This is a genomic window from Streptomyces sp. NBC_01166 (assembly GCF_045039765.1).
Lineage (GTDB): Bacteria > Actinomycetota > Actinomycetes > Streptomycetales > Streptomycetaceae > Streptomyces.
In genome coordinates, this window is the sequence record NZ_CP108613.1 from 6,157,219 (window position 1) to 6,177,882 (window position 20,664).

Sequence of the window (20,664 nt, forward strand, 5' to 3'; positions counted from 1 at the left end):
ACCGGCCCGGACCTGCGAGAATACGAGCATGGCGGAGGTGGACACGACACAGGAATGGGCGAGGTACTGGCAGTACGCGGAGCTGCCCGACCTCGATCTGCTGCGTGCCCGCTACGTCCGCCACGCCTTTCCGCGCCACAGCCACGAGGGCTACGTCTTCGGCACGATCACCAGCGGTATCGAGGACGTCGGCCTCCCCGACGGCACCGTGCACGCCGGACCCGGCACCGTGGTCATGATCAACCCGGAGGTGCCGCACACCGCCCGTGCCGGAGTGCCCGAAGGATGGGTGTACGCCACGCTCTACCCCTCCGCCCAGGTGATCAACGACATCGCGGCCGACCTGACGAACCTGCGCGGCACCCTCGGCTTCGCGGAGACCGGCGTGCGGGACCCGCATGCCGCCCGTCTGATCACCGAGGTCCACCGGGCCGCCGAGGAGGGTAACGCCCTCGCCGCCGACAGCGTCCTGCGCGTCCTGGTAGCCCGGCTGCTCGACCGCCACGGCAGCGTGCTGCCGGCCAGGACCCCGCACTTCGCCGGCGCCCGGGACGCGGTCCGCGCACGGGCCGCACTGGAGGAACGGATGGAGCGGCCGCCCACCCTGGAAGCGCTCGCGGCCGAGCTGGGTACCGGCCCGTTCGCGCTGCTGCGGGCCTTCAAGAAGCAGTACGAATGCCCCCGCACACGTGGCTCACCGACGCCCGGGTGCGCCGTGCGCGACGCATGCTCGACGCCGGGACCGCGCCCGCCGAGGCAGCCGCCGCCGTCGGCTTCACCGACCAGCCCCATCTCAACCGTCACTTCACCCGGATCGTCGGAGTGCCCCCGGGCGCCTACCAGCGCGAGCGTGCAAGAACGTACAAGACCGGCGGGGATCCCGCACCGTAGCGTTCCGGGCGTGGCAGAACAGACAGCACTCCCTCAGAGCTCCGGCGCACTCGGCGCCCAAGGAGCGGATACGGAGAAGCCGGACGGCGCCGTCGTCCGGGACGCACTCGGCGTGGGCATAGCCGTGGGCCTCTCCGGGTTCGCCTTCGGCGTGACCTCGGCAGGCTCCGGACTGAGCCTTCTCCAGACCTGCGCGTTGAGTCTCCTCGTCTTCACGGGGGCCTCCCAGTTCGCCCTCGTGGGTGCCATCGCGGCCGGCGGCAACCCCTGCACCGCCGCGGCAGGAGCCTTCTTCCTGGGCGTCCGCAACGCCTTCTACGGGCTACGGCTGTCGCAGCTCCTCGCCTTGCCGCGCTTCGTGCGCCCCCTCGCCGCCCACTGGGTCATCGACGAGACGACCGCCGTCACGCTGCCCCAGCCCACCAGGCGTGCCGCGCGTATCGGCTTCACCGTCACCGGGCTCACCCTCTACGTCCTGTGGAACCTGACCACGCTGGGGGGCGCGCTCGGGGCGAAGGCGCTCGGCGACACCGACGCCTGGGGACTGGACGCGGCGGGCCCCGCCGTGTTCCTCGCGCTGCTGGCACCGATGCTGAAGAGCGCCACGGAGCGCGTCACGGCGGCGCTGGCGGTCCTGCTGGTGCTGGGCCTCCTGCCGGTGCTGCCGGCGGGCGCGCCCGTACTGGTGTCCGCGCTGGCCGCTCCGGTCGTCCTGTTCCTGAACGGCCGGGGTGGGAGCGGCTCGGACCGGACCGCCACCGGAGGCACGGCGCCCGGGGAGGGCCGATGAACATCTGGATCGCCATCGGACTCACCGCCGTCGGCTGCTATCTCGCGAAGCTCCTGGGGCTCCTGGTCCCCGCCGGAGTCCTGGAGCGCCCCCTCGTGCAGCGGCTGGCAGCACTCATGCCGGTGGCGCTGCTCGCGGCCCTCACCGCTCAGCAGACCTTCGCCGACGGACAGCAGCTGATGCTGGACGCCAGAGCGGCAGGGCTCGCCGCGGCGGCGCTCGCCCTCGTCCTGCGGGCGCCCTTCCTCGTCGTCGTCGGCACCGCCGTCGTGGTCACCGCTGCCGCGCGCGCCCTGTTCTGAGGCGGGCAGGTCAGCGCGGACCGCGGCCGTACGCCCGGAGGGTCTGCAGCGCCTTGATCGTCACGATCGGACGGCCCTCCAGGGCCGTCCCCGGGGCCCAACGGCGCCAGTTGACCGGCCAGCCGCCGTCCTCCTCCTGTTCGGCCGCGAGATGATCCAGAGCGCTCTCCAGCTCGCTCTCGCTGAACCAGCGACGGGCGAGCGACCCGGGTGTGCGGGCGTAGTCGTAAGGGAAGTGGTGTTCCCCCGGGGCATAGCCAGGAGCCACCGGATACTCCGCACGGCGCCGGGGATCGAGCACCACCAGCCGCTGCTCACGCACCAGTTGCCCCAGCCGGTCGGCTGCCGATTCGGCACGCGCACGGTCGGGAACGCCGTCCAGGAAGGCTACGGCGGCCTCGATCTCGTACGGATGGGACTGCTCCAGGGCGTCGACGGCGGCCCAGCAGAAGTCGGTGGCCCGGAACAGCCAGGCGTGCCACACCTGATTGCGGTGCAGAAGCCCGACCACCGGGCCCGTCGCCAGCAGTTCGGCGGGCGGGTCGTCGACTACGGGGATAAAGGGTGCCGCGGGGTAGCCACGCTGGGAGGGATGGAGCGCGGGCAGAGCGCCTTCCTTGGTCGACACGTCCGTCAGATAGCGGCAGATCCGTTCCACGCGCATCCCACCGCAGCGGCTGATGGAGTCGAGGACGCTCAGCGCATGAGCGGTGTGGAGCGGCTGACTCACCGGTCCGCGAAGATCGGGTTCGAGCGCGTGACCGTAGCCACCGTCCCCGTTCCGATAGGCGTCGAGCGCGGTTTCGACGGTGTCCGCGCTCCCTCCCAGGAAGAGATGGGCGAACCGCCGCTGTTCGAGGACGCGTGCGGTGAGCCAGATGAACTGCTCGGCGCGGGCGAGGGGATTTGCTCCGGTTCCAGCCATGGAACCGACCGTAGAGGGGAAAACGTCGCCGGCAGGGCCCTCCGGCCCGGCTGCACTCTCAGGAGCGGGATACTGAGGGCATGCGGTTGACGATTTTCTGGGAACGGATGGCGGATCACTTCGGCGAGGCCTACGCCGACTCCTTCGCGCGCGATCACGTCATGGCGGAGCTCGGCGGCCGCACGGTGCACGAGGCCCTGGCCGCGGGATGGGAGGCCAAGGACGTCTGGCGCGGGGTCTGCTCGGCGGTCGGAGTGCCCCCGGACAAGCGCTGAGCGACGCGGCCATGCCCGCTGCCTCGGCCGCGGCACCCGCGTCACCCGCATCGGTCCCTGCCTGGCCGGGGGTCCGGCTGTCACAGCAGTGAGCGAGACTTGTCACGTGGCACCGACAGACGAGACAGCCCAGACCCAGCCGCCCGCCTCGCCGCCCGCACCACCGAGTCCGCCGCCCGGCACCGGCCCCGTCCGCATGCCCGGCTGGCTGCCGCGCGCGATGGTCATGGCTCTGGCGCTCTACGGGTGCTTCCAACTGAGCAGCTGGGCTTTTTACCAGCTCATCGGGCTGCTGACCAACATCCTCATCGCCTTCTTCCTGGCGCTGGCGATCGAGCCGGCCGTGAGCCGCATGGCCGGGCACGGGATGCGCCGGGGACTCGCCACCTTCCTGGTCTTCCTCGCCGTGCTGATCGCCGGGATCGGCTTCATCGTCCTCCTCGGCTCGATGCTCGCCGGCCAGATCGTCGACATGGTCGAGGAGTTCCCCAAGTACCTCGACTCGGTGATCAACTGGGTCAACCAGACCTTCCACACGGAGCTCTCGCGGGTCGAGGTGCAGGACAGCCTGCTGCACTCCGACTGGCTCCAGAAGTACGTGCAGAACAGCGCTACCGGCGTGCTCGACGTCTCGACCACCGTCCTCGGCGGGCTGTTCCGGCTTCTGATGATCTTCCTGTTCTCGTTCTACTTCGCGGCCGACGGTCCCCGGCTTCGGCGCGCGCTCTGCTCCGTGCTGCCTCCCTCCCGGCAGACAGAGGTGCTGCGCGCCTGGGAGATCGCGGTCGACAAGACCGGCGGCTACATCTATTCGCGCGGACTGATGGCGCTGATCTCCGGCGCGGCGCACTACGTCCTGCTGGTGGTCCTCGGAGTGCCGTACGCGCCGGCGCTCGCGGTCTGGGTCGGCCTCGTCTCGCAGTTCATCCCCACGATCGGTACGTACCTGGCCGGCGCGCTGCCCATGCTGATCGCCTTCACGGTCAATCCCTGGTACGCGCTGTGGGTTCTCGGTTTCGTCGTGGTCTACCAGCAGTTCGAGAACTACGTGCTGCAGCCGAAGCTCACGTCCAAGACGGTCGACATCCATCCCGCGGTCGCCTTCGGCTCGGTGGTCGCGGGCACCGCGCTCATGGGAGCCGTCGGAGCGTTGATCGCCATTCCGGCCGTCGCCACGCTCCAGGCGTTCCTGGGCGCGTATGTGAAGCGCTACGACGTGATGGACGACCCGCGGGTGCAGGGCGGACACCGCTGGCGCCGTGGCGAGCCGGTGCTGTCGAGGATCCGCCGCGCCGTGGGGGGCGGCGGGCACGCCCGAGGCCCGGCCGACGGCAATCCGTGACACCGCCCGGCGGCTCGGGGGTCGGGCCCGGGGCCTGGGCCTCCGCGAGGCATCGCCCGAATCCGGCGTGAGGCCTGTCGCAGTTCATTGACTTGATCGATGTCGACTGCTATAAGCGGCTACCCTCGGCCGTATCGGCCCGGCGTGGTGCGCTTGACACTGAAATCGAACATCCATTCTCATGGGATTCCGGCCGGGTTTTGCCGGGCCCGACCGTGGAGTTGTCCACAGGCCGGGAGGACGTCGAGGCCCATTGTCAGTGGCAGGGGTTAGCGTCTGTGACGTGAAGCGATCGACTCAAGCAAATCGGGTGGAACCCATGGCAGGAACCGACCGCGAGAAGGCGCTGGACGCCGCACTCGCACAGATTGAACGGCAATTCGGCAAGGGCGCGGTGATGCGCCTCGGTGAGCGGCCGAACGAGCCGATCGAGGTGATCCCCACCGGGTCCACCGCGCTGGATGTGGCCCTCGGTGTGGGCGGTCTGCCGCGCGGCCGTGTGGTGGAGGTGTACGGACCGGAGTCCTCCGGCAAGACGACGCTGACTCTGCACGCCGTGGCGAACGCGCAGAAGCTCGGCGGCTCGGTGGCGTTCATCGACGCGGAGCACGCTCTGGACCCGGAGTACGCGAAGAAGCTCGGCGTCGACATCGACAATCTCATCCTCTCGCAGCCGGACAACGGCGAGCAGGCGCTGGAGATCGTGGACATGCTCGTCCGCTCGGGCGCGCTCGACCTGATCGTCATCGACTCCGTCGCGGCCCTGGTGCCGCGAGCGGAGATCGAGGGCGAGATGGGCGACTCCCACGTGGGTCTGCAGGCCCGCCTGATGAGCCAGGCGCTCCGGAAGATCACCAGCGCGCTCAACCAGTCCAAGACCACCGCGATCTTCATCAACCAGCTGCGCGAGAAGATCGGCGTGATGTTCGGCTCGCCGGAGACCACGACCGGTGGCCGGGCGCTGAAGTTCTACGCCTCGGTGCGTCTGGACATCCGCCGGATCGAGACCCTGAAGGACGGCACCGACGCCGTGGGCAACCGCACTCGCGTCAAGGTCGTCAAGAACAAGGTGGCGCCGCCGTTCAAGCAGGCCGAATTCGACATCCTCTACGGCCAGGGCATCAGCCGTGAGGGTGGTCTGATCGACATGGGCGTGGAGCACGGCTTCGTCCGCAAGGCCGGCGCCTGGTACACGTACGAGGGCGACCAGCTCGGCCAGGGCAAGGAGAACTCCCGCAACTTCCTCAAGGACAACCCCGACCTGGCCAACGAGATCGAGAAGAAGATCCTCGACAAGCTCGGCGTCGGTGTCCGTCCGGAGGATGCCGCGGCGGAGCCCGCAGCCGATGGTGCGGTCACCACGGGGGCTCCGGCCGACGGGGCGGCCAAGTCGGTACCGGCTCCCGCGACCAAGGCCAAGCCCGCCAAGGCCGCAGCGGCCAAGAGCTAGGCCGTGACGCGTCGCACGGAGTGGCCGGGCACCGACGCGGGTGCGGGCCCCGGCCCCGAGTACGCCGCAGAACCGTCCGGGGGTCCCCCGGAGCCCGGCCGGGGGGCCGGGTTCGGTGAGGGGGCGGGGCGTCGTTCCCGCTCCCGCTCCAGAAGCAGCGGTTCCCCTTCCTCGTCGAGGGCCGAGAAGGGGGAACCGCGAGACCCGGTCGAGCAGGCGCGCAACATCTGTCTCAGGCTGCTGACCGGGACCCCGCGCACCCGTAAGCAGCTGGCTGACGCGCTCAGAAAGCGGGAGATTCCCGACGAGGCGGCCGAGGAAGTGCTCTCGCGGTTCGAGGACGTGGGACTGATCGACGACGCCGCGTTCGCGGACGCGTGGGTCGAGTCCCGGCACCACGGACGAGGGTTGGCCCGGCGTGCCCTCGTGCGGGAGCTGCGCACCAAGGGGGTGGACCCGACAGTGATCGACGAGGCGGTCGGGCAGCTCGACCCCGAGCAGGAGGAGGAGACCGCCAGGGAGCTCGTCGCGCGCAAGCTCCGCTCCACCCGGGGGCTGGACCGCGACAAGCGTCTGCGCCGGCTCGCGGGCATGCTCGCGCGCAAGGGGTACGGCGAGGGGATGGCCCTGCGCGTGGTGCGTCAGGCGATCGAGGCGGAGGGGGAGGACATGGAAGGGCTGGACGAGCCCTTCTGACCGGTGGAACGGGGGCGGGAGGAGCGGGGGAGCACGCAGCCAGGCCGGTGTGGGGCTCGGCGCCCGGTCGGTGCGGGGGATTCGGGGGATGAACGCGCAGGTCACGGGGCGGTCGGCGACGGTGGCGGAGGGGGCTACCGCCGCAGACCGGCCCGGTGCCGGAAAGGGGCGGGTGAAAGTCGGGTGCTCAGTGTCCTGCAAGGGACGCGCGGCGGATCGTGGCGTCGATCAGGGCCAGTGCGTCGGCGGCGGTGCGGCCGGGGTGCCGGTTCCAGGGGCCGATCAGGTCGGACCAGCCTTGCGAGCGCAGCTCGGTGATCACCCACGCACCGGCACGGTCGACGGTGTCGAGCGACCCGTAGCCGAGTCGGTGAGCCGTCAGCATGGCCCCGCAGAGGCAACGCGCGCCACGGGTGTTGCGCAGGCGGTAGGGGGTGTTCTGCCAGCCCCACTCGGTGAGGATCTGTCGGGCGTAGCCCAGATGGGTGGACGGGCGCACATCAGGCTGTCCGATGCGGCGCCACGCGTGCAGACGCTCGGGCAGTACAGCGCCGAGGCGCCCGGGAAGCCGGCGCTCGCGCGGCTGCCGCGGAGGCAGGGCCCGCAGGGAGTCCTCGACGAGCCGGTCGACAGGCACGGACAGCAGGTCCCGCCAGTCCGCGGTCGGGGGTGCGGGCCGAGCCTCGTCGGCCGGTACGGATGCCGGGGGTTCGGTCGCGGGTGCGGGCTCCCGGGCGGTCTGCTCCCAGCCTGTGACGATGCGCTGCCACGCGTCGCTGCCATGGAGCAGGGAGGCCTGTGTGTCGAGCTGGTCCGGGGTGAGCTGAGCGGTTTCCATCGGCGCGACATCTCCGTACATTCCGGTCCTCAGTGATGAGGTGAATGTCCGTCGCGCGCGGGGATAGCTCCACCGGGGAGCAGCGTTCGGGTGGGTCGGAGCGTCGTTCGGTCCAGTGAGCGGCCGGATGACCGGTGACTGTGCCACCGGTCATCCGGTCATCCGGACATCGGTCATCGACCACCGGTCATCGGAAAGAGTCCTCGGAGCGGCAGGGCCGCCGACACGGTGTGGCGGCGGCCGTCGGTGCACGAGGCCAGGCGCGTCAGGTGCCCTCCCCTCAGGGAGCGACCGGGAGCCCGGCCGAGCGCCACGCCTGGAAGCCACCGGTCAGGTCCGTGGCCCGGTGCAGTCCCAGCTGCCGCAGGGAGGCGACCGCGAGACTCGACGCGTAACCCTCGTTGCAGATCACCACGACCCGCAGATCGTGGCTCACCGCCTGTGGGGCACGGTGGCTTCCCTGCGGATCGAGCCGCCACTCCAGCTCGTTGCGCTCGACGACGAGAGCCCCGGGGATCAGGCCGTCCTTCTCGCGCAGCGCCGCGTAACGGATGTCGACCAGCAGCGCGCCGTCGGCTGCCTCCGCTGCCGCCTCCTCGGGTCCGATCCGCTCGTAGCCTGCCCGTACCCGGTCGAGCAGCTCATCGATGCCCACCGGTTTCCGCTGTACCTGGTCCGCGTCGCTCACTGCCAGTCCTCCGGGCGTTCGGTCTGCTCCAGGCGCAGGACCGCTCCCGTGCGGCTGTAGCGGCGGATCTGCGGCAGGGGCGGGTAGTACGCGTGCACCGATACGGCGTGCTCGTCGCCGGACTCGTTGAGTACCTCGTGGACGTGGTGGCGGCCGAAGGCCCTGCCCTGCCCGGTCGCCAGGAGCCGGTCCCGGTCGATGCCCTCGCTCAGTTCGAGGGTCTTCCAGCCGTCCGTGGGCAGTCGCGCGGCCAACGAGTGTTCCCGGAGGGCGCCCGCTGCGACGGTGAAGGCCCCCGTCGACTCGGCGTGGTCGTGCCAGCCCGTGCCCGTACCGGGCGGCCAGCTGATCAGCCACGCCTCGCTGCCGCCTGGGCCCTCGAGCCGGAGCCAGGTGCGGCCCTCGGGATCGAGCGGGAGCGAGGCGACGAGCGCGGAGTCCTCCGCGGTCCGGCGGACGAAGTCGAGCAGTTCCGCGGCGGTCGGGGCCGGGGAGCCCGTACCGGAGACGGCGGGCACGCTCGGGCCGTCGACAGCCGGGGCCGACGGGCCCGTTCCGACGGCTGACTCGGACGCGGATGTGGGCAGGGTGGGAAAGGATGCAGACACAGGGACCGTCCTGAGAAGTTCGCGTGGGAGCACAGCCGCGCGCGAAACAGCACGGTGTGCGGGGAGAGGCGATTCAGCAGGACGGGCGACACACGCAGCCCGCATAGCGGACGAGGTCCATATGGACCCTCCGCCACAGGCGCACATCGGTGTCGGTCATGATCTGGAGTACACCATGTGCGCCTGCGACGGTCAATTGACGTCTGCGGTCCGGTCGGAGCTCGTGGTGGTGCGCGCCGGGTCGCCGTGCGCCGTGTCCGGGCCACCCCCGCGCGCCGCGTCCGCCGCCGCGAACAGTTCGGCGGGCCGCACCCCGCTGAAGGCCGCGACGAGGTGCCCGTCCGGCCTGACCAGCAGCACCGTATGGGCCGTCGCCCCCGGGTAGCTCTCGGTCACCAGCAGCTCGGCGTTCACGGGGAGGGCGGCCACCGCGTCGACGAGCCGGGGCATGACCCCCGCGGTCAGCCAGTGCCGCCTGTCCCACACCCCCGTGCCAGGTGCGACCAGGATCACGAGCAGATGCCCCAGTCCCAGCCGGTCGCGCAGCCGCACCGTCTTCCCGTCGGGCGCGGTCACCCGCACGTCGGTGACCGGCGCACCGGGGTCCGTCCCCACCGACGCGTGTCCCTCGGTGCGTTGAGGCGAGAGAGGGGAGTGCGTGTACGCGGGGGGCGCGCCCAGGGGACCGCACCCCAGATGACCGTCGGCCAGCAACGTGTCGTGCCCGCGCGCGGCACCGGGTACGAGTGTCCGGAGGCCTGGCCCGCCCCGCAGTATCGGCAGAGACTGGTCGGCGGCGCGCAGCCGGGAGGCGACGGCGGCCCGGCGCTCGGCCTGGTAGCTGTCGAGCAGGAGCTCGGAGGCACTCTGGTGCCAGGCCTGCGCCAGCTTCCAGGCCAGGTTCTCGGCGTCTCGCAGCCCCTCGTCCAGGCCCTGAGTACCGAGCGCGCCCAGCAGATGGGCGGCGTCCCCGGCGAGGAAGGCCCGCTGGGACCGCCACCGCCTGGCCAGCCGGTGGTGGAGGGTGTAGACGCCCGTGTCCAGCAGCTCGTAGGCCGGAGTCTCACCGCACCAGCCCTCGAGCGTGTCCCGGATCCTGGTGATCAGGGCCTCGGGGGTGACCAGTTCACCGCGCGGCGGAAGGAGCCAGTCAAGCCGCCAGACACCGTCCGGCAGCGGACGCGCGGTGACCTCGGCGCCACCGGTGCGCCAGGGCGGGGACCGGTGCAGCACCGCCTCGTCCGGCCAGGGCAGTTCGGCGCGGAGCGCCGCGACAGCGTGCCGCTCGACCGCCGTGCGACCGGGGAACCTGATGTCGAGGAGCTTGCGTACGGTGGACCGCGCGCCGTCGCAGCCCACCAGATAACTCCCGCGCCACCAGGTCGATCCGGGCTCACGGGTGTGCACCGTGACGCCGTGCGCGTCCTGCTCCAGGGTGTCGATCCTGCTGAACGGCACCATGGTGACCAGGTCCTGCGCGGCGACCGCCGCGCGCAGACCGCCTGCCAGGGCGTGCTGGGGCAGATGGACGGGTGAGGGCAGCGGTACGGTGCCCTCCTCCTCGCCCAGCGGTACGGCCCGCACCAGTTGCTTACGCCGTACCGAACGCCAGCCGGCCCACCGCAGCCCTTCTTCGTGGAGCGCCGGGCAGCCGAGCCGTTCCACCAGGTCCGCGGTGTCCTCGCGCAGCACGACGGTGCGGGCGGGGCGCGGTTCGTCCTTCCCCGGGCCCTCGTCGAGCAGCACGGAGGGAACGCCCTGAGCCGCGAGGGCGAGCGACAGCGCCAGCCCGACGGGGCCGGCACCGACGACGATCACCGGGTCCACGGCGCGAACCCTCCGGCGCTGGTGGGAGTGGCCGTCGAGGTCCTGGGGGCCGAGGGGGAGGAAGGGGGTGCGGCGGCGGTGGTTCGGGGCGCGATCACAGAACGAATGCAACCCACTGCCGGTGCTTGCGTCAAGCGACGGTGGGACAGGGCGCCTGAGTTGCCGCCCCACGCAACCCATGCAGCTCCCGCGCCTCAGCGATCCGGAAACAGTGACAGCCCGCCGGTGTGCCGGCGGGCTGTCACGAAGGTGGGGAGGGAGGGCGGCGCGTCCGTTCACGGGACGTCCGGCCGCCCGCTCCGTCAGTCGGTCTTGCCGGTCCCCTCGGTCGACTCGGGCCCGCCTGCCGGGCCGTCCTCGGCGTGGGGCGCCGCGAGACTGCCGGCCGGGAGGATGCCCGGCGTCTCGGCGGCCGCGGCCATCGCGATACCGGTCTTGGCCCGTCGGCCGCGCTTCTCGATCCAGGTGGCCAGCGCCGACAGGAGCAGACACATCGCCACATAGATCGTGCCGATGACCGCGATCGTCGAGACGTACGGGTACTGGCTGTTGACCTGGGTGTTGGAGGCGATCAGACGCGCCGTCTGCAGCAGCTCCGGGTACAGGATGATGAAGCCGAGCGAGGTGTCCTTGAGGGTCACCACCAGCTGGCTGATGATCGTCGGCAGCATCGCGCGCACCGCCTGCGGGATCAGCACGCTGACCATGACCTGCGTCTTGCTCATCCCGAGGGCGTACGCCGCCTCGCTCTGGCCCTTGGGCACCGAGTTGATACCCGCGCGCAGCACCTCGGCCTGGACACAGCCGTTGTAGACCGACAGTCCGAGCGCCAGGGCCCACATCGAGTAGTCGGTGAGGAAGCCGACCCAGATGGCGTAGATGGTGATCAGCAGCGGGATCGAACGGAAGAGTTCGATGAAGGTGGTCGCGACCCAGCGGACCGGCTTGTGGTCGGAGAGCCGGCCGACGGCGAGCAGGACCCCGAGGATCAGTGAACCGGCAGCCGCCAGACCGAAGGCCTTGAGCGTGGCGAGCACCGCGTCGGCGATGTTCTGCCGGATGCCCGCGTAGTTGAAGATGTCCCACATCTCGGGGGCCAGATGCCCCTTGTCGGACAGCCGCACCAGGCTGACCGCGATCAGACCCAGGATGGCGAGGCTTCCGACCACGGCATAGATCCGGTTACGGACGGCAGCCTTGGGACCCGGGGCGTCGTAGAGAACGCTGGCACTCATCGGGCGACCTCCATACGACGCTCGAGCAGCCGGAAGAGACCGCTGATGGCAAACGTGACGACCAGGTAGCCGAGGGCCACCCAGACGAAGACGGGCATGATCTCGTAGCCCCGGTCACTCATCAGCTTCTGCCACCCGAAGAGTTCGGTGACACTGAAGGCCCCGGCGATCGCCGAGTTCTTCGTGAGGGCGATGAAGATGCTGCTCAGCGGCGGGATGACGGACCTGGTGGCCTGCGGGAGAACCACGATCCGCAGGGTCTGGGCGAACGTCATGCCGATGGAGCGGGCGGCCTCGGCCTGCCCCAGGGGGACGGTGTTGATACCCGAGCGGACCGCCTCGCACACGAAGGAGGAGGTGTAGAAGCCGAGTGCCAGCGAGCCGAGCAGGAAGGGGCTCATGCCCGGGAAGAGGATCTCCGGCACCACGAAGAAGAAGATCAGGAAGAGAAGCGTCAGCGGGGTGTTGCGCAGCAGGGTCACCCAGGCGGTGCCGAAGAAGCGCAGCGGCGGCACGGGCGACACACGGAAGCCGGCTATGGCGACGCCCAGGACCAGCGCGATGACCGAGCTGATGGCGGTGATCGACACGGTGCCTATGAAGCCGTCGCGGTATTCCGGGAAGTTGTCGAGCAATACGTTCATGGGGTCTCCGCGTCGGCGGTCAGCGGCATCTGGGCAGGGGAAGGGGCGCCCCGTACACCGCAGTACTCAGGAGGGCGGCGTACGGGACGCCTCACTCACGCGTGTGGCGTCAGTGACAGGACGTCAGCGACGGAGCTGAGTCAGTAGCTCTCGATGGCCGGCGGCTCGGTGTACTCCGAACCGGACAGGCCCAGGGTCGCCTCGTAGATCTTCTTGTACGTACCGTCCTTGACGTGGGTCTCCAGCGACTTGTTGATCGCCTCGCGGAGCACCTTGTCGTCCTTGTTCAGGCCGACGCCGTAGGGCTCGTCGGTGAACGGCTTGCCGACGACCCTCAGCTTGCCGGAGTTGGCGGCGGCGTAACCCTTGAGGATCGAGTCGTCGGTCGTGACGGCGTCGACCTGCTTGGTCAGGAGCTGCTGCACGCAGTCCGAGTACTTGGCCAGTTCGACGACCTGCGCGCCGTACTCGGGCTTCTTGATCTCCTGGAGCGGGGTCGAACCCACGATCGAGCAGACCTTCTTGTCCTTCACCGACTCCTTGCCGGTGATGGAGGTCTCGTCCTTGCGCACCAGGAGGTCCGCGCCGGCCTTGTAGTACGGGCCCGCGAATCCGACCTGCTTCTTGCGCTCGTCGTTGATCGTGTAGGTACCGACGAAGTAGTCGACCTGGCCCTTGGAGATGGCCGTCTCACGGATGCCGGAGTCGACGGTCTTCCACTCGATCTGCTTCTCCGAGAAACCGAGGTCGGCCGCGATCATCCGGGCGATCTCGACGTCGAAGCCGGAGCGCTCCTTCGTCGACTGGTCCTCGAAGCCGAGGTACGGCTGGTCGGCCTTGGCGCCGATGACCAGCTTGCCGCGCTTCTTCGCGTCCTTGAAGGTCGGCGAGTCGAGGTCGACACCGGTGGCGACGGTGTACTTCGGCAGCGCGGGGGCCTCGGAGGAACCGGGCTTGACGCCCGACGGCTTGTCGCCGGCGGAGCCCTCCTTGCCGCCACAGGCGGTCGCGGTCAGGGCGAGCACAGCGATGGCCGCAACGGCGGCCGACTTGCGGAGCTTCATGTGAACAATCCTCGTGTCGTAGGTCGTCGGTATCAGTGGTGAAGAATCTTCGACAGGAAGTCCTTGGCCCGGTCGCTGCGCGGATTGCTGAAGAACTGGTCGGGAGTTGCCTCTTCGACGATCTTCCCGTCCGCCATGAAGACCACACGGTTGGCGGCCGAACGGGCAAAGCCCATCTCGTGGGTGACGACGACCATGGTCATCCCCTCCCGGGCCAACTGCTGCATGACCTCGAGCACCTCGTTGATCATCTCCGGGTCGAGAGCCGAAGTGGGCTCGTCGAAGAGCATGACCTTGGGGTCCATCGCCAGCGCGCGTGCGATCGCGACGCGCTGCTGCTGACCGCCCGAGAGCTGCGCCGGGTACTTCTCCGCCTGCACGCCGACGCCCACACGGTCGAGCAGGGTCCGGGCCTTCTCCTCGGCGGCCTTCTTGTCCGTCCCGCGGACCTTGACCTGGCCCAGCATCACGTTCTCGAGCACCGTCTTGTGCGCGAAGAGATTGAACGACTGGAAGACCATGCCGACATCGGCACGCAGCCTCGCAAGCTCCTTGCCCTCCTGGGGCAGGGGCTTGCCGTCGATCGCGATCGCGCCCGAGTCGATCGTCTCCAAGCGGTTGATCGTGCGGCACAGCGTGGACTTCCCGGACCCGGAGGGCCCGATGACTACGACGACCTCGCCACGGGCGATGGTCAGATCGATGTCCTGGAGCACATGCAGCGCGCCGAAGTGCTTGTTGACGTTGCTCAGTACGACAAGGTCGTCTCCCGCAGGTGCGGCATCCTCGGCGGCCTTGGTCACTGAAACTCCGCTCATCGGCTTCTTGCTCCGTCCTCCTCGGTTAGGCAAGGACCCTAGTGACGCAGTGCTACCAGCGTCATTACATCTGAGCGGAAATTGAGCATAACGATCCGGCCGCAACCGGACACACCGCGTGAAGGGGACGCCACGGGGTGCTCGACGGCATACCGGGTGGGTAACGGAAACCTGGTGGTAACCGGCAGGGACTTGACTGACCCACCCGTCATCGGCGTGGATGCCCTGGTAAGGGGATGGCGTGAATCAGCGCTGTACGGAAAGGTTCGCCGGGCGGAACACCGGTGGACCGTCACGCACGGTTCGCGGTCGTCGCGAAGGACCATGAGAAGACATGAGGCGGAGAGGGGGGCCATGAGACTGCTGCTGGTCGAGGACGACGACCACGTCGCGGCTGCCCTGTCCGCCGTGCTGTCGCGCCACGGTTTCAAGGTCGTGCACGCCCGCAGCGGCGAGGAGGCCCTCCAGGCACTGCTGCCGGCCGAGAAGGAGCCCTTCGGGGTCGTGCTCCTGGATCTCGGGCTGCCCGACCAGGACGGCTACGAGGTGTGCGGGAAGATCCGCAAGCGCTCCGCGATCCCGGTGATCATGGTGACCGCGCGGTCCGACGTCCGCTCGCGGATCCACGGCCTGAACCTCGGCGCCGACGACTACGTCGTCAAGCCCTACGACACCGGAGAGCTGCTGGCCCGTATCCACGCCGTCGCCCGGCGCAGGACGGCCGGTGAGGACACCGGGCCGACCCCCCTCGCGGCGCTGCGGATCGGGCCCGTCCACATCGAACTGCCCACCCGCAGGGTCAGCGTCGACGGTCAGGAGGTCCAGCTCACCCGCAAGGAGTTCGACCTGCTCGCACTGCTCGCCCAGCGCCCCGGCGTGGTCTTCCGCCGGGAGCAGATCATCAGCGAGGTGTGGCGGACGAGCTGGGAGGGAACGGGACGCACCCTGGAGGTGCACGTCGCCTCGCTGCGCTCCAAGCTGAGGCTTCCCGCACTGGTCGAGACCGTGCGAGGCGTCGGCTACCGGCTCGTCCCGCCGTCGGCCTGAGGACGTCCGCCCCCCGTGCGCACCCGCCTGCTCCCTCTGCTCATCGTCCTGATGGCCGCCGTGCTGCTCGCTCTCGGCTTCCCGCTGGCCGTACGCGTGGCCGCCGCCGAACAGCAGCGGGTCGTCATCGACCGGATCGACGACACGGCTCGCTTCGGCGCGCTGGCCCAGTTCGTCGACGAACCCGTCCGGGGCACCGAGGAGCGGCAGCGCACCCTGCAGACCGAACTCGAGGCGTACGACTCGGTCTACGGGATCCGGGCCGGAGTCTTCTACCGTGACGACAGGGCCCTCGCCAGGGCGCCGGCCTCCTGGACCCTCCCCACCGAGGGAGAAGGGCGTGAGGCCTTCGCGGAGGCTCTCCTCGGCCGTCGCTCCCACGACCCGCCCCAGGTCTGGCCCTGGCAGAACGGCCGGATCGTCGTCGCCTCCCCGGTCGTACGCGACGGGGACGTGGTCGCCGTCGTCGTGACCGACTCGCCCACCGGGGACATGCGGTCCCGCACACTGCGCGGCTGGCTGCTCATCGCCCTCGGCGAGGCCGTGGCCATGCTCGTGGCGGTCGGTGCCGCGTTCCGCCTCACCGGATGGGTGCTCCTGCCCGTACGGACCCTGGACGCGGCCGCGCACGACATCGCGAGCGGCCGGATGAGGTCCCGTGTCGTCGCGTCCGGCGGGCCTCCGGAGCTCCGGCGCCTGGCGCGCTCGTTCAACGAGATGGCCGACAACGTCGAGGACGTGCTGGAGCAGCAGCGTGCCTTCGTCGCCGACGCCTCGCACCAGCTGCGTAACCCGCTGGCGGCGCTGCTGCTCCGGATCGAGCTCCTCGCACTCGAACTCCCCGAGGGCAACGCGGAGATCGCCTCGGTCCGCACGGAGGGCAAGCGCCTCGCCCAGGTCCTCGACGACCTGCTGGACCTGGCGCTGGCCGAGCACACCGCGGCGGATCTCCAGCTCACGGACATCGCCGCACTCGCCGGTGAACGGGTCGCCTCATGGCGTCCGCTGGCCGAGGAGAAGGGCGTACGGCTGACCCTGGACGGGGCACCCGCTGTGACCGGCTGGGCGGACCCGATCGCCCTCTCCAGCGCGCTGGACGCCGTCATCGACAACGCGCTCAAATTCACCCCCGGAGGCCAGGAGGTCCGGGTCACCGCCGGGCTCGAGGGCGAGGGTGCCACGGTCGTCGTCGCCGACCGGGGACCGGGCCTGACCGAACAGGAGCTGGAGCGCGTCGGCGACCGCTTCTGGCGCAGCGGGCGGCACCAGAACGTCAAGGGATCCGGCCTCGGACTGTCCATCTCGCGCGCCCTGCTCGAGGCGGGCGGGGGATCGATCCGCTACGGGACGCACGAACCGCACGGCCTGCGGGTGACGGTCACCGTGCCGCGCAACCTGCCGCACGCGTGAGCCCGGCCCCGGACCGTCAGGGCTTGGCCGAGCGGTAGTAGCGCTTGGCGCCCTCGTGCAGCGGCAGCGGATCGGTGTAGATGGCGGTCCGCAGGTCCACCAGCTGCGCCGAGTGCACCTCGCGGCCGATCCGGTCCCGGCTGTCGATCACGGTCCGGGTGAACGCCTCGGTCGTCAGCGGATCCGTACGGTCCGTGGTGATCAGCAGATTGGAGACGGCGACCGTCCGCACGGCCTGCCCCTGCTGGGCGTGCAGGTAGGCGTCCGCCGGCATCACGGCCGAACGGTAGTAGCGCGTGGACCCGCCGGCCGCCTGGAGCTGGGTGACCAGCGCGTCCTCCAGGGGCACCAGCCGGATCGCGAACTTCTCCGAGAGGTCCTGCACCGCGCCGGTCGGCAGCCCGCCGGACCAGAAGAAGGCATCCAGCCGGCCGTCCGCCAGCCGCGCGGGCATCGTGTCGATCCCGGCCTGGACGGGAGTGATGTCCTCCGCCGGATCGACGCCGGCCGCCTTCATCAGCCGGTCCGCGACGAGAAGCACCCCCGACCCCTTCTGGCCCACACCCACCCGCTTGCCCCGCAGGTCTGCGACCTCACGGATCCCGGAGTCGCGGGGCACGATCAGCTGGATGTAGTCGTCGTACAGCCGGACGCAGCCGCGCAGCCGGCCCGCGCCCGGTTTCCCGCTCGCAAGGTAGGTGGCGACGGCATCGGCGGTGGCGATCGTGAAGTCGGCCTTCCCCGTCGCGACCCGTTCGATGTTCTGCTGCGAGCCCTCGCTGGTCTGCAGCCGTATCGACACCTTGGGCATGTCCTTGGCCAGCGCACCCTCCAGCCGCTGTCCGTAGCGCTGGTAGACCCCGCTCCGTACGCCCGTGGAGAACGTGAGCGAACCGCTCGGCTCCTCCTCCCCGATCGGGAGCACCCACCACAGGAGCAGTCCGAGCACGACCACGGCGGCGGCGCCCCCCTGAAGGGTGCGGCGCCGGCCGAACCGGGACAGTGCGTGCAGCATGGCGCGATCCTGCCAGGCCGTGCCCCGTCCTGGCCAGGCCGGATCCGGGCCACGGGCTCCGGCGACGGGAGAGGCACCGTCACCGCCTACCCTTGTCCCATGACCAGCGGCAACCGGAGCGAAGCAGTGGACGTCCAGAAGAGCTACGAGGTACGCACTTACGGGTGCCAGATGAACGTCCACGACTCCGAACGCTTGTCGGGGCTCCTGGAGGGCGCCGGATACGTGCGCGCCCCCGAGGGCTCCGACGGCGACGCCGACGTCGTCGTCTTCAACACCTGCGCGGTGCGTGAGAACGCCGACAACAAGCTCTACGGCAACCTCGGCCGCCTCGCCCCGATGAAGACGAAGCGCCCCGGGATGCAGATCGCCGTCGGCGGCTGTCTGGCGCAGAAGGACCGCGACACCATCGTGCGGCGTGCCCCCTGGGTGGACGTCGTCTTCGGTACGCACAACATCGGCAAGCTGCCGGTGCTCCTGGAGCGCGCCCGGGTCCAGGAGGAGGCGCAGGTCGAGATCGCCGAGTCGCTGGAGGCGTTCCCCTCGACGCTGCCCACCCGCCGTGAGTCCGCGTACGCCGCGTGGGTGTCGATCTCGGTCGGCTGCAACAACACCTGCACCTTCTGCATCGTCCCGGCGCTGCGGGGCAAGGAGAAGGACCGCCGCACCGGCGACATCCTGGCCGAGATCGAGGCCCTGGTCGCCGAGGGGGTCAGCGAGATCACCCTGCTCGGCCAGAACGTCAACGCGTACGGCTCCGACATCGGTGACCGCGAGGCCTTCTCCAAGCTGCTGCGGGCCTGCGGCACGATCGAGGGCCTGGAGCGCGTCCGCTTCACCTCGCCCCACCCGCGGGACTTCACCGACGACGTGATCGCGGCGATGGCCGAGACACCGAACGTGATGCCCCAGCTGCACATGCCGATGCAGTCCGGCTCGGACACGATCCTCAAGGCCATGCGCCGCTCGTACCGCCAGGAGCGCTTCCTCGGGATCATCGAGAAGGTGCGCGCCGCCATGCCGGACGCGGCGATCTCCACCGACATCATCGTGGGCTTCCCCGGTGAGACCGAGGAGGACTTCGAGCAGACCATGCACGCCGTGCGCGAGGCCCGCTTCGCGAACGCCTTCACCTTCCAGTACTCCAAGCGCCCCGGGACGCCCGCCGCCGACATGGAGGGACAGGTCCCCAAGGAGGTCGTACAGGAGCGCTACATGCGCCTCTCCGCCCTCCAGGAGGCGATCTCCTGGGAGGAGAACAAGAAGCAGGTCGGCCGCACCCTGGACGTCATGGTCGCGGAGGGCGAAGGCCGCAAGGACGGCGCCACGCACCGGCTCTCCGGCCGGGCTCCCGACAACCGTCTGGTCCACTTCACCAAGCCGTCCCAGGACGTACGCCCCGGGGACGTGGTGACGGTCGAGATCAGCTACGCCGCCCCGCACCACCTGCTCGCCGAGGGAACGCCCCTGGGCGTCCGGCGCACCCGGTCGGGTGACGCCTGGGAGAAGCGCAACGCGACCCCTGCCGACCGGCCCGCCGGAGTCATGCTCGGCCTGCCCGGGATCGGCGTGCCCGCCCCGCAGCCCGTGGCCGCCACCCCGGGGTGCGGCTGCGACTGAGACCGGCCCGTCTGAGTACGCTGACCGGCATGCTTGCCGCCGCCGCCGTCTGTCCCTGCCCGCCGATCCTGGTCCCCGAGGTGGCCGCGGGAGCCGCGCCCGAGCTCGACGCCGCGAGGAACGCGTGCCTCGACGCCCTGGGCGTGCTCGCCGCCGCGAAACCGGACCTGCTGATCGTGGCCGGGCCGGCCGGACCTGACAGCCGCGGGCCGTTCCCCCCGGGATCGGCAGGTTCCTTCTCCGGATTCGGCGTCGACCTGACCGTGCGGCTGGGTGAGGCCACGGCAGGATCCCCCGCCCCCGGCCGCCCGCTCCCCGCATCACTCGCCGTCGGCGCCTGGCTGCTCGGCCGCACCCGATGGGACGGCGCCCCGGTCGAGGGGCTCGGCGTGGGGGAGCCACTCGCCACCGACCGCTGCCTGCGGGCGGGAGCGGACCTGGCGGCCAGGGCTGAGCGGGTTGCCCTGCTGGTCATGGGCGACGGCAGCGCCTGCCGTACGGTCAAGGCGCCCGGCTATCTGGACGAGCGGGCGGCGGACTTCGACGCGGCCGCTGCCCGTGCGCTGGCAAGCGCCGACGTGGCCGCGCTGAGCGCTCTGGACGAGTCGCTCGCGTACGAACTGAAGGCGGCGGGCCGGGCGCCCTGGCAGGTGCTCGCGGGCGCGGCGCGGGGTGCGGGCCTCGGCGGGCAGCTGCTGTACGAGGACGCCCCGTACGGCGTGGGATACGTCGTCGCCGCCTGGTCGTGACCCTTCGGTCCTGACTCTCCGCGGCACGGACGAGGGCCGTGGAGGCATATCGCTCCACGGCCCCCGATTCCGGCGGGACCCGGGTCAGTGCGCGGGCGGTGACGGCGGTGTACCGCCCTGGTCCTTCTGGCCCAGACGGTCGACCGCGTCCTTGGCCTTCTGCGTGCCGGACACGATCTTGTCGCTGTACTTGCCCTTGGTCCTTTGGTCGACCGTGCGGGCGGCCTTGTCGATGCCCTGGTCGATCTTGCCCCCGTGCTGCTGCGCGAGGTCGCCGACCTTCTCCTTGGCCGGGGCCAGCTTGGCCTTCAGGTTGTCCAGGAAACCCATGGGTCACCTTCCGTGCTGGGGGACTGTGGTCACATTTTACTCGTCTGTGAGAAATCACGCGTTACTCGCCGTGTCCGTCCGTTCGCGGTCTCTTCCGGTC

General features: G+C 70.4%; 22 protein-coding genes and 1 pseudogene. 11 read left to right on the forward strand and 12 right to left on the reverse strand.

Going from position 1 to position 20,664, the window contains the following annotated elements; genetic code table 11:
• Nucleotides 1-28 precede the first annotated feature (28 nt).
• From OG379_RS28405 to OG379_RS28415, 3 genes and pseudogenes are all read left to right on the forward strand, one after another.
• Nucleotides 29-891 (forward strand): annotated as a pseudogene (locus OG379_RS28405) (AraC family transcriptional regulator).
• Between the two features lie 10 nt (nucleotides 892-901).
• Nucleotides 902-1,681 (forward strand): AzlC family ABC transporter permease, encoded by a 780-nt coding sequence (locus tag OG379_RS28410; RefSeq protein WP_405665810.1) that lies wholly within the window; start codon nucleotides 902-904, stop codon nucleotides 1,679-1,681.
• Nucleotides 1,678-1,983 (forward strand): AzlD domain-containing protein, encoded by a 306-nt coding sequence (locus tag OG379_RS28415; protein WP_393761929.1) that lies wholly within the window; start codon nucleotides 1,678-1,680, stop codon nucleotides 1,981-1,983. Before OG379_RS28410 ends, OG379_RS28415 begins: the two co-directional genes overlap by 4 nt.
• 10 nt (nucleotides 1,984-1,993) lie before the next feature.
• On the opposite strand, the gene OG379_RS28420 is transcribed toward OG379_RS28415, so the two are convergent.
• Complete coding sequence (locus OG379_RS28420) at nucleotides 1,994-2,908, reverse strand: hypothetical protein (protein ID WP_393761931.1); 915 nt, start codon at nucleotides 2,906-2,908, stop codon at nucleotides 1,994-1,996.
• Between the two features lie 80 nt (nucleotides 2,909-2,988).
• On the opposite strand from OG379_RS28420, the gene OG379_RS28425 reads away from it, so the two are divergent.
• The 4 genes from OG379_RS28425 to recX all read left to right on the forward strand — a co-directional run bounded on the left by OG379_RS28425 (nucleotide 2,989) and on the right by recX (nucleotide 6,671).
• Nucleotides 2,989-3,183, forward strand: a complete 195-nt coding sequence (locus tag OG379_RS28425) for a DUF3046 domain-containing protein (protein WP_104789542.1) — start codon at nucleotides 2,989-2,991, stop codon at nucleotides 3,181-3,183.
• A 196-nt stretch (nucleotides 3,184-3,379) separates the two neighbouring features.
• Nucleotides 3,380-4,525 (forward strand): AI-2E family transporter, encoded by a 1,146-nt coding sequence (locus OG379_RS28430; RefSeq protein WP_405668681.1) that lies wholly within the window; start codon nucleotides 3,380-3,382, stop codon nucleotides 4,523-4,525.
• A 319-nt stretch (nucleotides 4,526-4,844) separates the two neighbouring features.
• Nucleotides 4,845-5,975: a recombinase RecA gene (recA, locus tag OG379_RS28435; RefSeq protein ID WP_401519646.1), complete on the forward strand. Its 1,131-nt coding sequence runs from the start codon at nucleotides 4,845-4,847 to the stop codon at nucleotides 5,973-5,975.
• Between the two features lie 3 nt (nucleotides 5,976-5,978).
• The gene (gene recX, locus OG379_RS28440; protein WP_104789545.1) at nucleotides 5,979-6,671 is read left to right on the forward strand and encodes a recombination regulator RecX; all 693 of its coding nucleotides are present in this window, start codon (nucleotides 5,979-5,981) and stop codon (nucleotides 6,669-6,671) included.
• A gap of 187 nt (nucleotides 6,672-6,858) precedes the next feature.
• Here recX and OG379_RS28445 read toward each other — a convergent pair whose 3' ends face one another.
• The 9 genes from OG379_RS28445 to OG379_RS28485 form a co-directional block, all read right to left on the reverse strand.
• Complete coding sequence (locus OG379_RS28445) at nucleotides 6,859-7,509, reverse strand: hypothetical protein (RefSeq protein ID WP_405665812.1); 651 nt, start codon at nucleotides 7,507-7,509, stop codon at nucleotides 6,859-6,861.
• A 280-nt stretch (nucleotides 7,510-7,789) separates the two neighbouring features.
• Nucleotides 7,790-8,197 carry a rhodanese-like domain-containing protein gene (locus OG379_RS28450; RefSeq protein WP_405665813.1) on the reverse strand — a complete coding sequence of 136 codons (408 nt, stop codon included), beginning with the start codon at nucleotides 8,195-8,197 and terminating at the stop codon, nucleotides 7,790-7,792.
• Nucleotides 8,194-8,784: a cysteine dioxygenase gene (locus tag OG379_RS28455; protein WP_405668682.1), complete on the reverse strand. Its 591-nt coding sequence runs from the start codon at nucleotides 8,782-8,784 to the stop codon at nucleotides 8,194-8,196. Before OG379_RS28455 ends, OG379_RS28450 begins: the two co-directional genes overlap by 4 nt.
• Before the next feature lie 94 nt (nucleotides 8,785-8,878).
• Entirely contained in the window at nucleotides 8,879-8,965 is an 87-nt protein-coding gene (locus OG379_RS28460) for a putative leader peptide (RefSeq protein ID WP_311605579.1), read from the reverse strand.
• Between the two features lie 32 nt (nucleotides 8,966-8,997).
• A complete protein-coding gene (locus OG379_RS28465) occupies nucleotides 8,998-10,632 on the reverse strand; it encodes an FAD-dependent monooxygenase (protein WP_405665814.1) in 1,635 nt (544 codons plus the stop codon).
• A gap of 302 nt (nucleotides 10,633-10,934) precedes the next feature.
• Entirely contained in the window at nucleotides 10,935-11,867 is a 933-nt protein-coding gene (locus OG379_RS28470) for an amino acid ABC transporter permease (protein ID WP_405665815.1), read from the reverse strand.
• Nucleotides 11,864-12,511, reverse strand: a complete 648-nt coding sequence (locus tag OG379_RS28475; protein WP_104789549.1) for an amino acid ABC transporter permease — start codon at nucleotides 12,509-12,511, stop codon at nucleotides 11,864-11,866. Before OG379_RS28475 ends, OG379_RS28470 begins: the two co-directional genes overlap by 4 nt.
• Nucleotides 12,512-12,651: 140 nt before the next feature.
• Nucleotides 12,652-13,575: a glutamate ABC transporter substrate-binding protein gene (locus OG379_RS28480; RefSeq protein WP_405665816.1), complete on the reverse strand. Its 924-nt coding sequence runs from the start codon at nucleotides 13,573-13,575 to the stop codon at nucleotides 12,652-12,654.
• A gap of 32 nt (nucleotides 13,576-13,607) precedes the next feature.
• Nucleotides 13,608-14,393, reverse strand: coding sequence for an amino acid ABC transporter ATP-binding protein (locus tag OG379_RS28485; RefSeq protein ID WP_356710160.1), 786 nt, complete (start codon nucleotides 14,391-14,393; stop codon nucleotides 13,608-13,610).
• A 354-nt stretch (nucleotides 14,394-14,747) separates the two neighbouring features.
• On the opposite strand from OG379_RS28485, the gene OG379_RS28490 reads away from it, so the two are divergent.
• Together OG379_RS28490 and OG379_RS28495 are read left to right on the forward strand one after the other, a co-directional pair.
• Nucleotides 14,748-15,440, forward strand: a complete 693-nt coding sequence (locus OG379_RS28490; protein ID WP_104789552.1) for a response regulator transcription factor — start codon at nucleotides 14,748-14,750, stop codon at nucleotides 15,438-15,440.
• Nucleotides 15,441-15,455: 15 nt separating this feature from the next.
• Nucleotides 15,456-16,850, forward strand: coding sequence for a sensor histidine kinase (locus OG379_RS28495; RefSeq protein WP_405665817.1), 1,395 nt, complete (start codon nucleotides 15,456-15,458; stop codon nucleotides 16,848-16,850).
• Between the two features lie 16 nt (nucleotides 16,851-16,866).
• Here OG379_RS28495 and OG379_RS28500 read toward each other — a convergent pair whose 3' ends face one another.
• Nucleotides 16,867-17,865: a TAXI family TRAP transporter solute-binding subunit gene (locus OG379_RS28500; RefSeq protein ID WP_405665819.1), complete on the reverse strand. Its 999-nt coding sequence runs from the start codon at nucleotides 17,863-17,865 to the stop codon at nucleotides 16,867-16,869.
• 99 nt (nucleotides 17,866-17,964) lie between these two features.
• Between OG379_RS28500 and miaB the strand changes: the two genes are divergently transcribed.
• Together miaB and OG379_RS28510 are read left to right on the forward strand one after the other, a co-directional pair.
• Nucleotides 17,965-19,485, forward strand: coding sequence for a tRNA (N6-isopentenyl adenosine(37)-C2)-methylthiotransferase MiaB (gene miaB / locus OG379_RS28505; protein WP_405665820.1), 1,521 nt, complete (start codon nucleotides 17,965-17,967; stop codon nucleotides 19,483-19,485).
• A gap of 29 nt (nucleotides 19,486-19,514) precedes the next feature.
• Nucleotides 19,515-20,234 carry a class III extradiol dioxygenase subunit B-like domain-containing protein gene (locus OG379_RS28510; RefSeq protein WP_405665821.1) on the forward strand — a complete coding sequence of 240 codons (720 nt, stop codon included), beginning with the start codon at nucleotides 19,515-19,517 and terminating at the stop codon, nucleotides 20,232-20,234.
• An 84-nt stretch (nucleotides 20,235-20,318) separates the two neighbouring features.
• Here OG379_RS28510 and OG379_RS28515 read toward each other — a convergent pair whose 3' ends face one another.
• Complete coding sequence (locus tag OG379_RS28515; RefSeq protein WP_405665822.1) at nucleotides 20,319-20,564, reverse strand: antitoxin; 246 nt, start codon at nucleotides 20,562-20,564, stop codon at nucleotides 20,319-20,321.
• Nucleotides 20,565-20,664 lie beyond the last annotated feature (100 nt).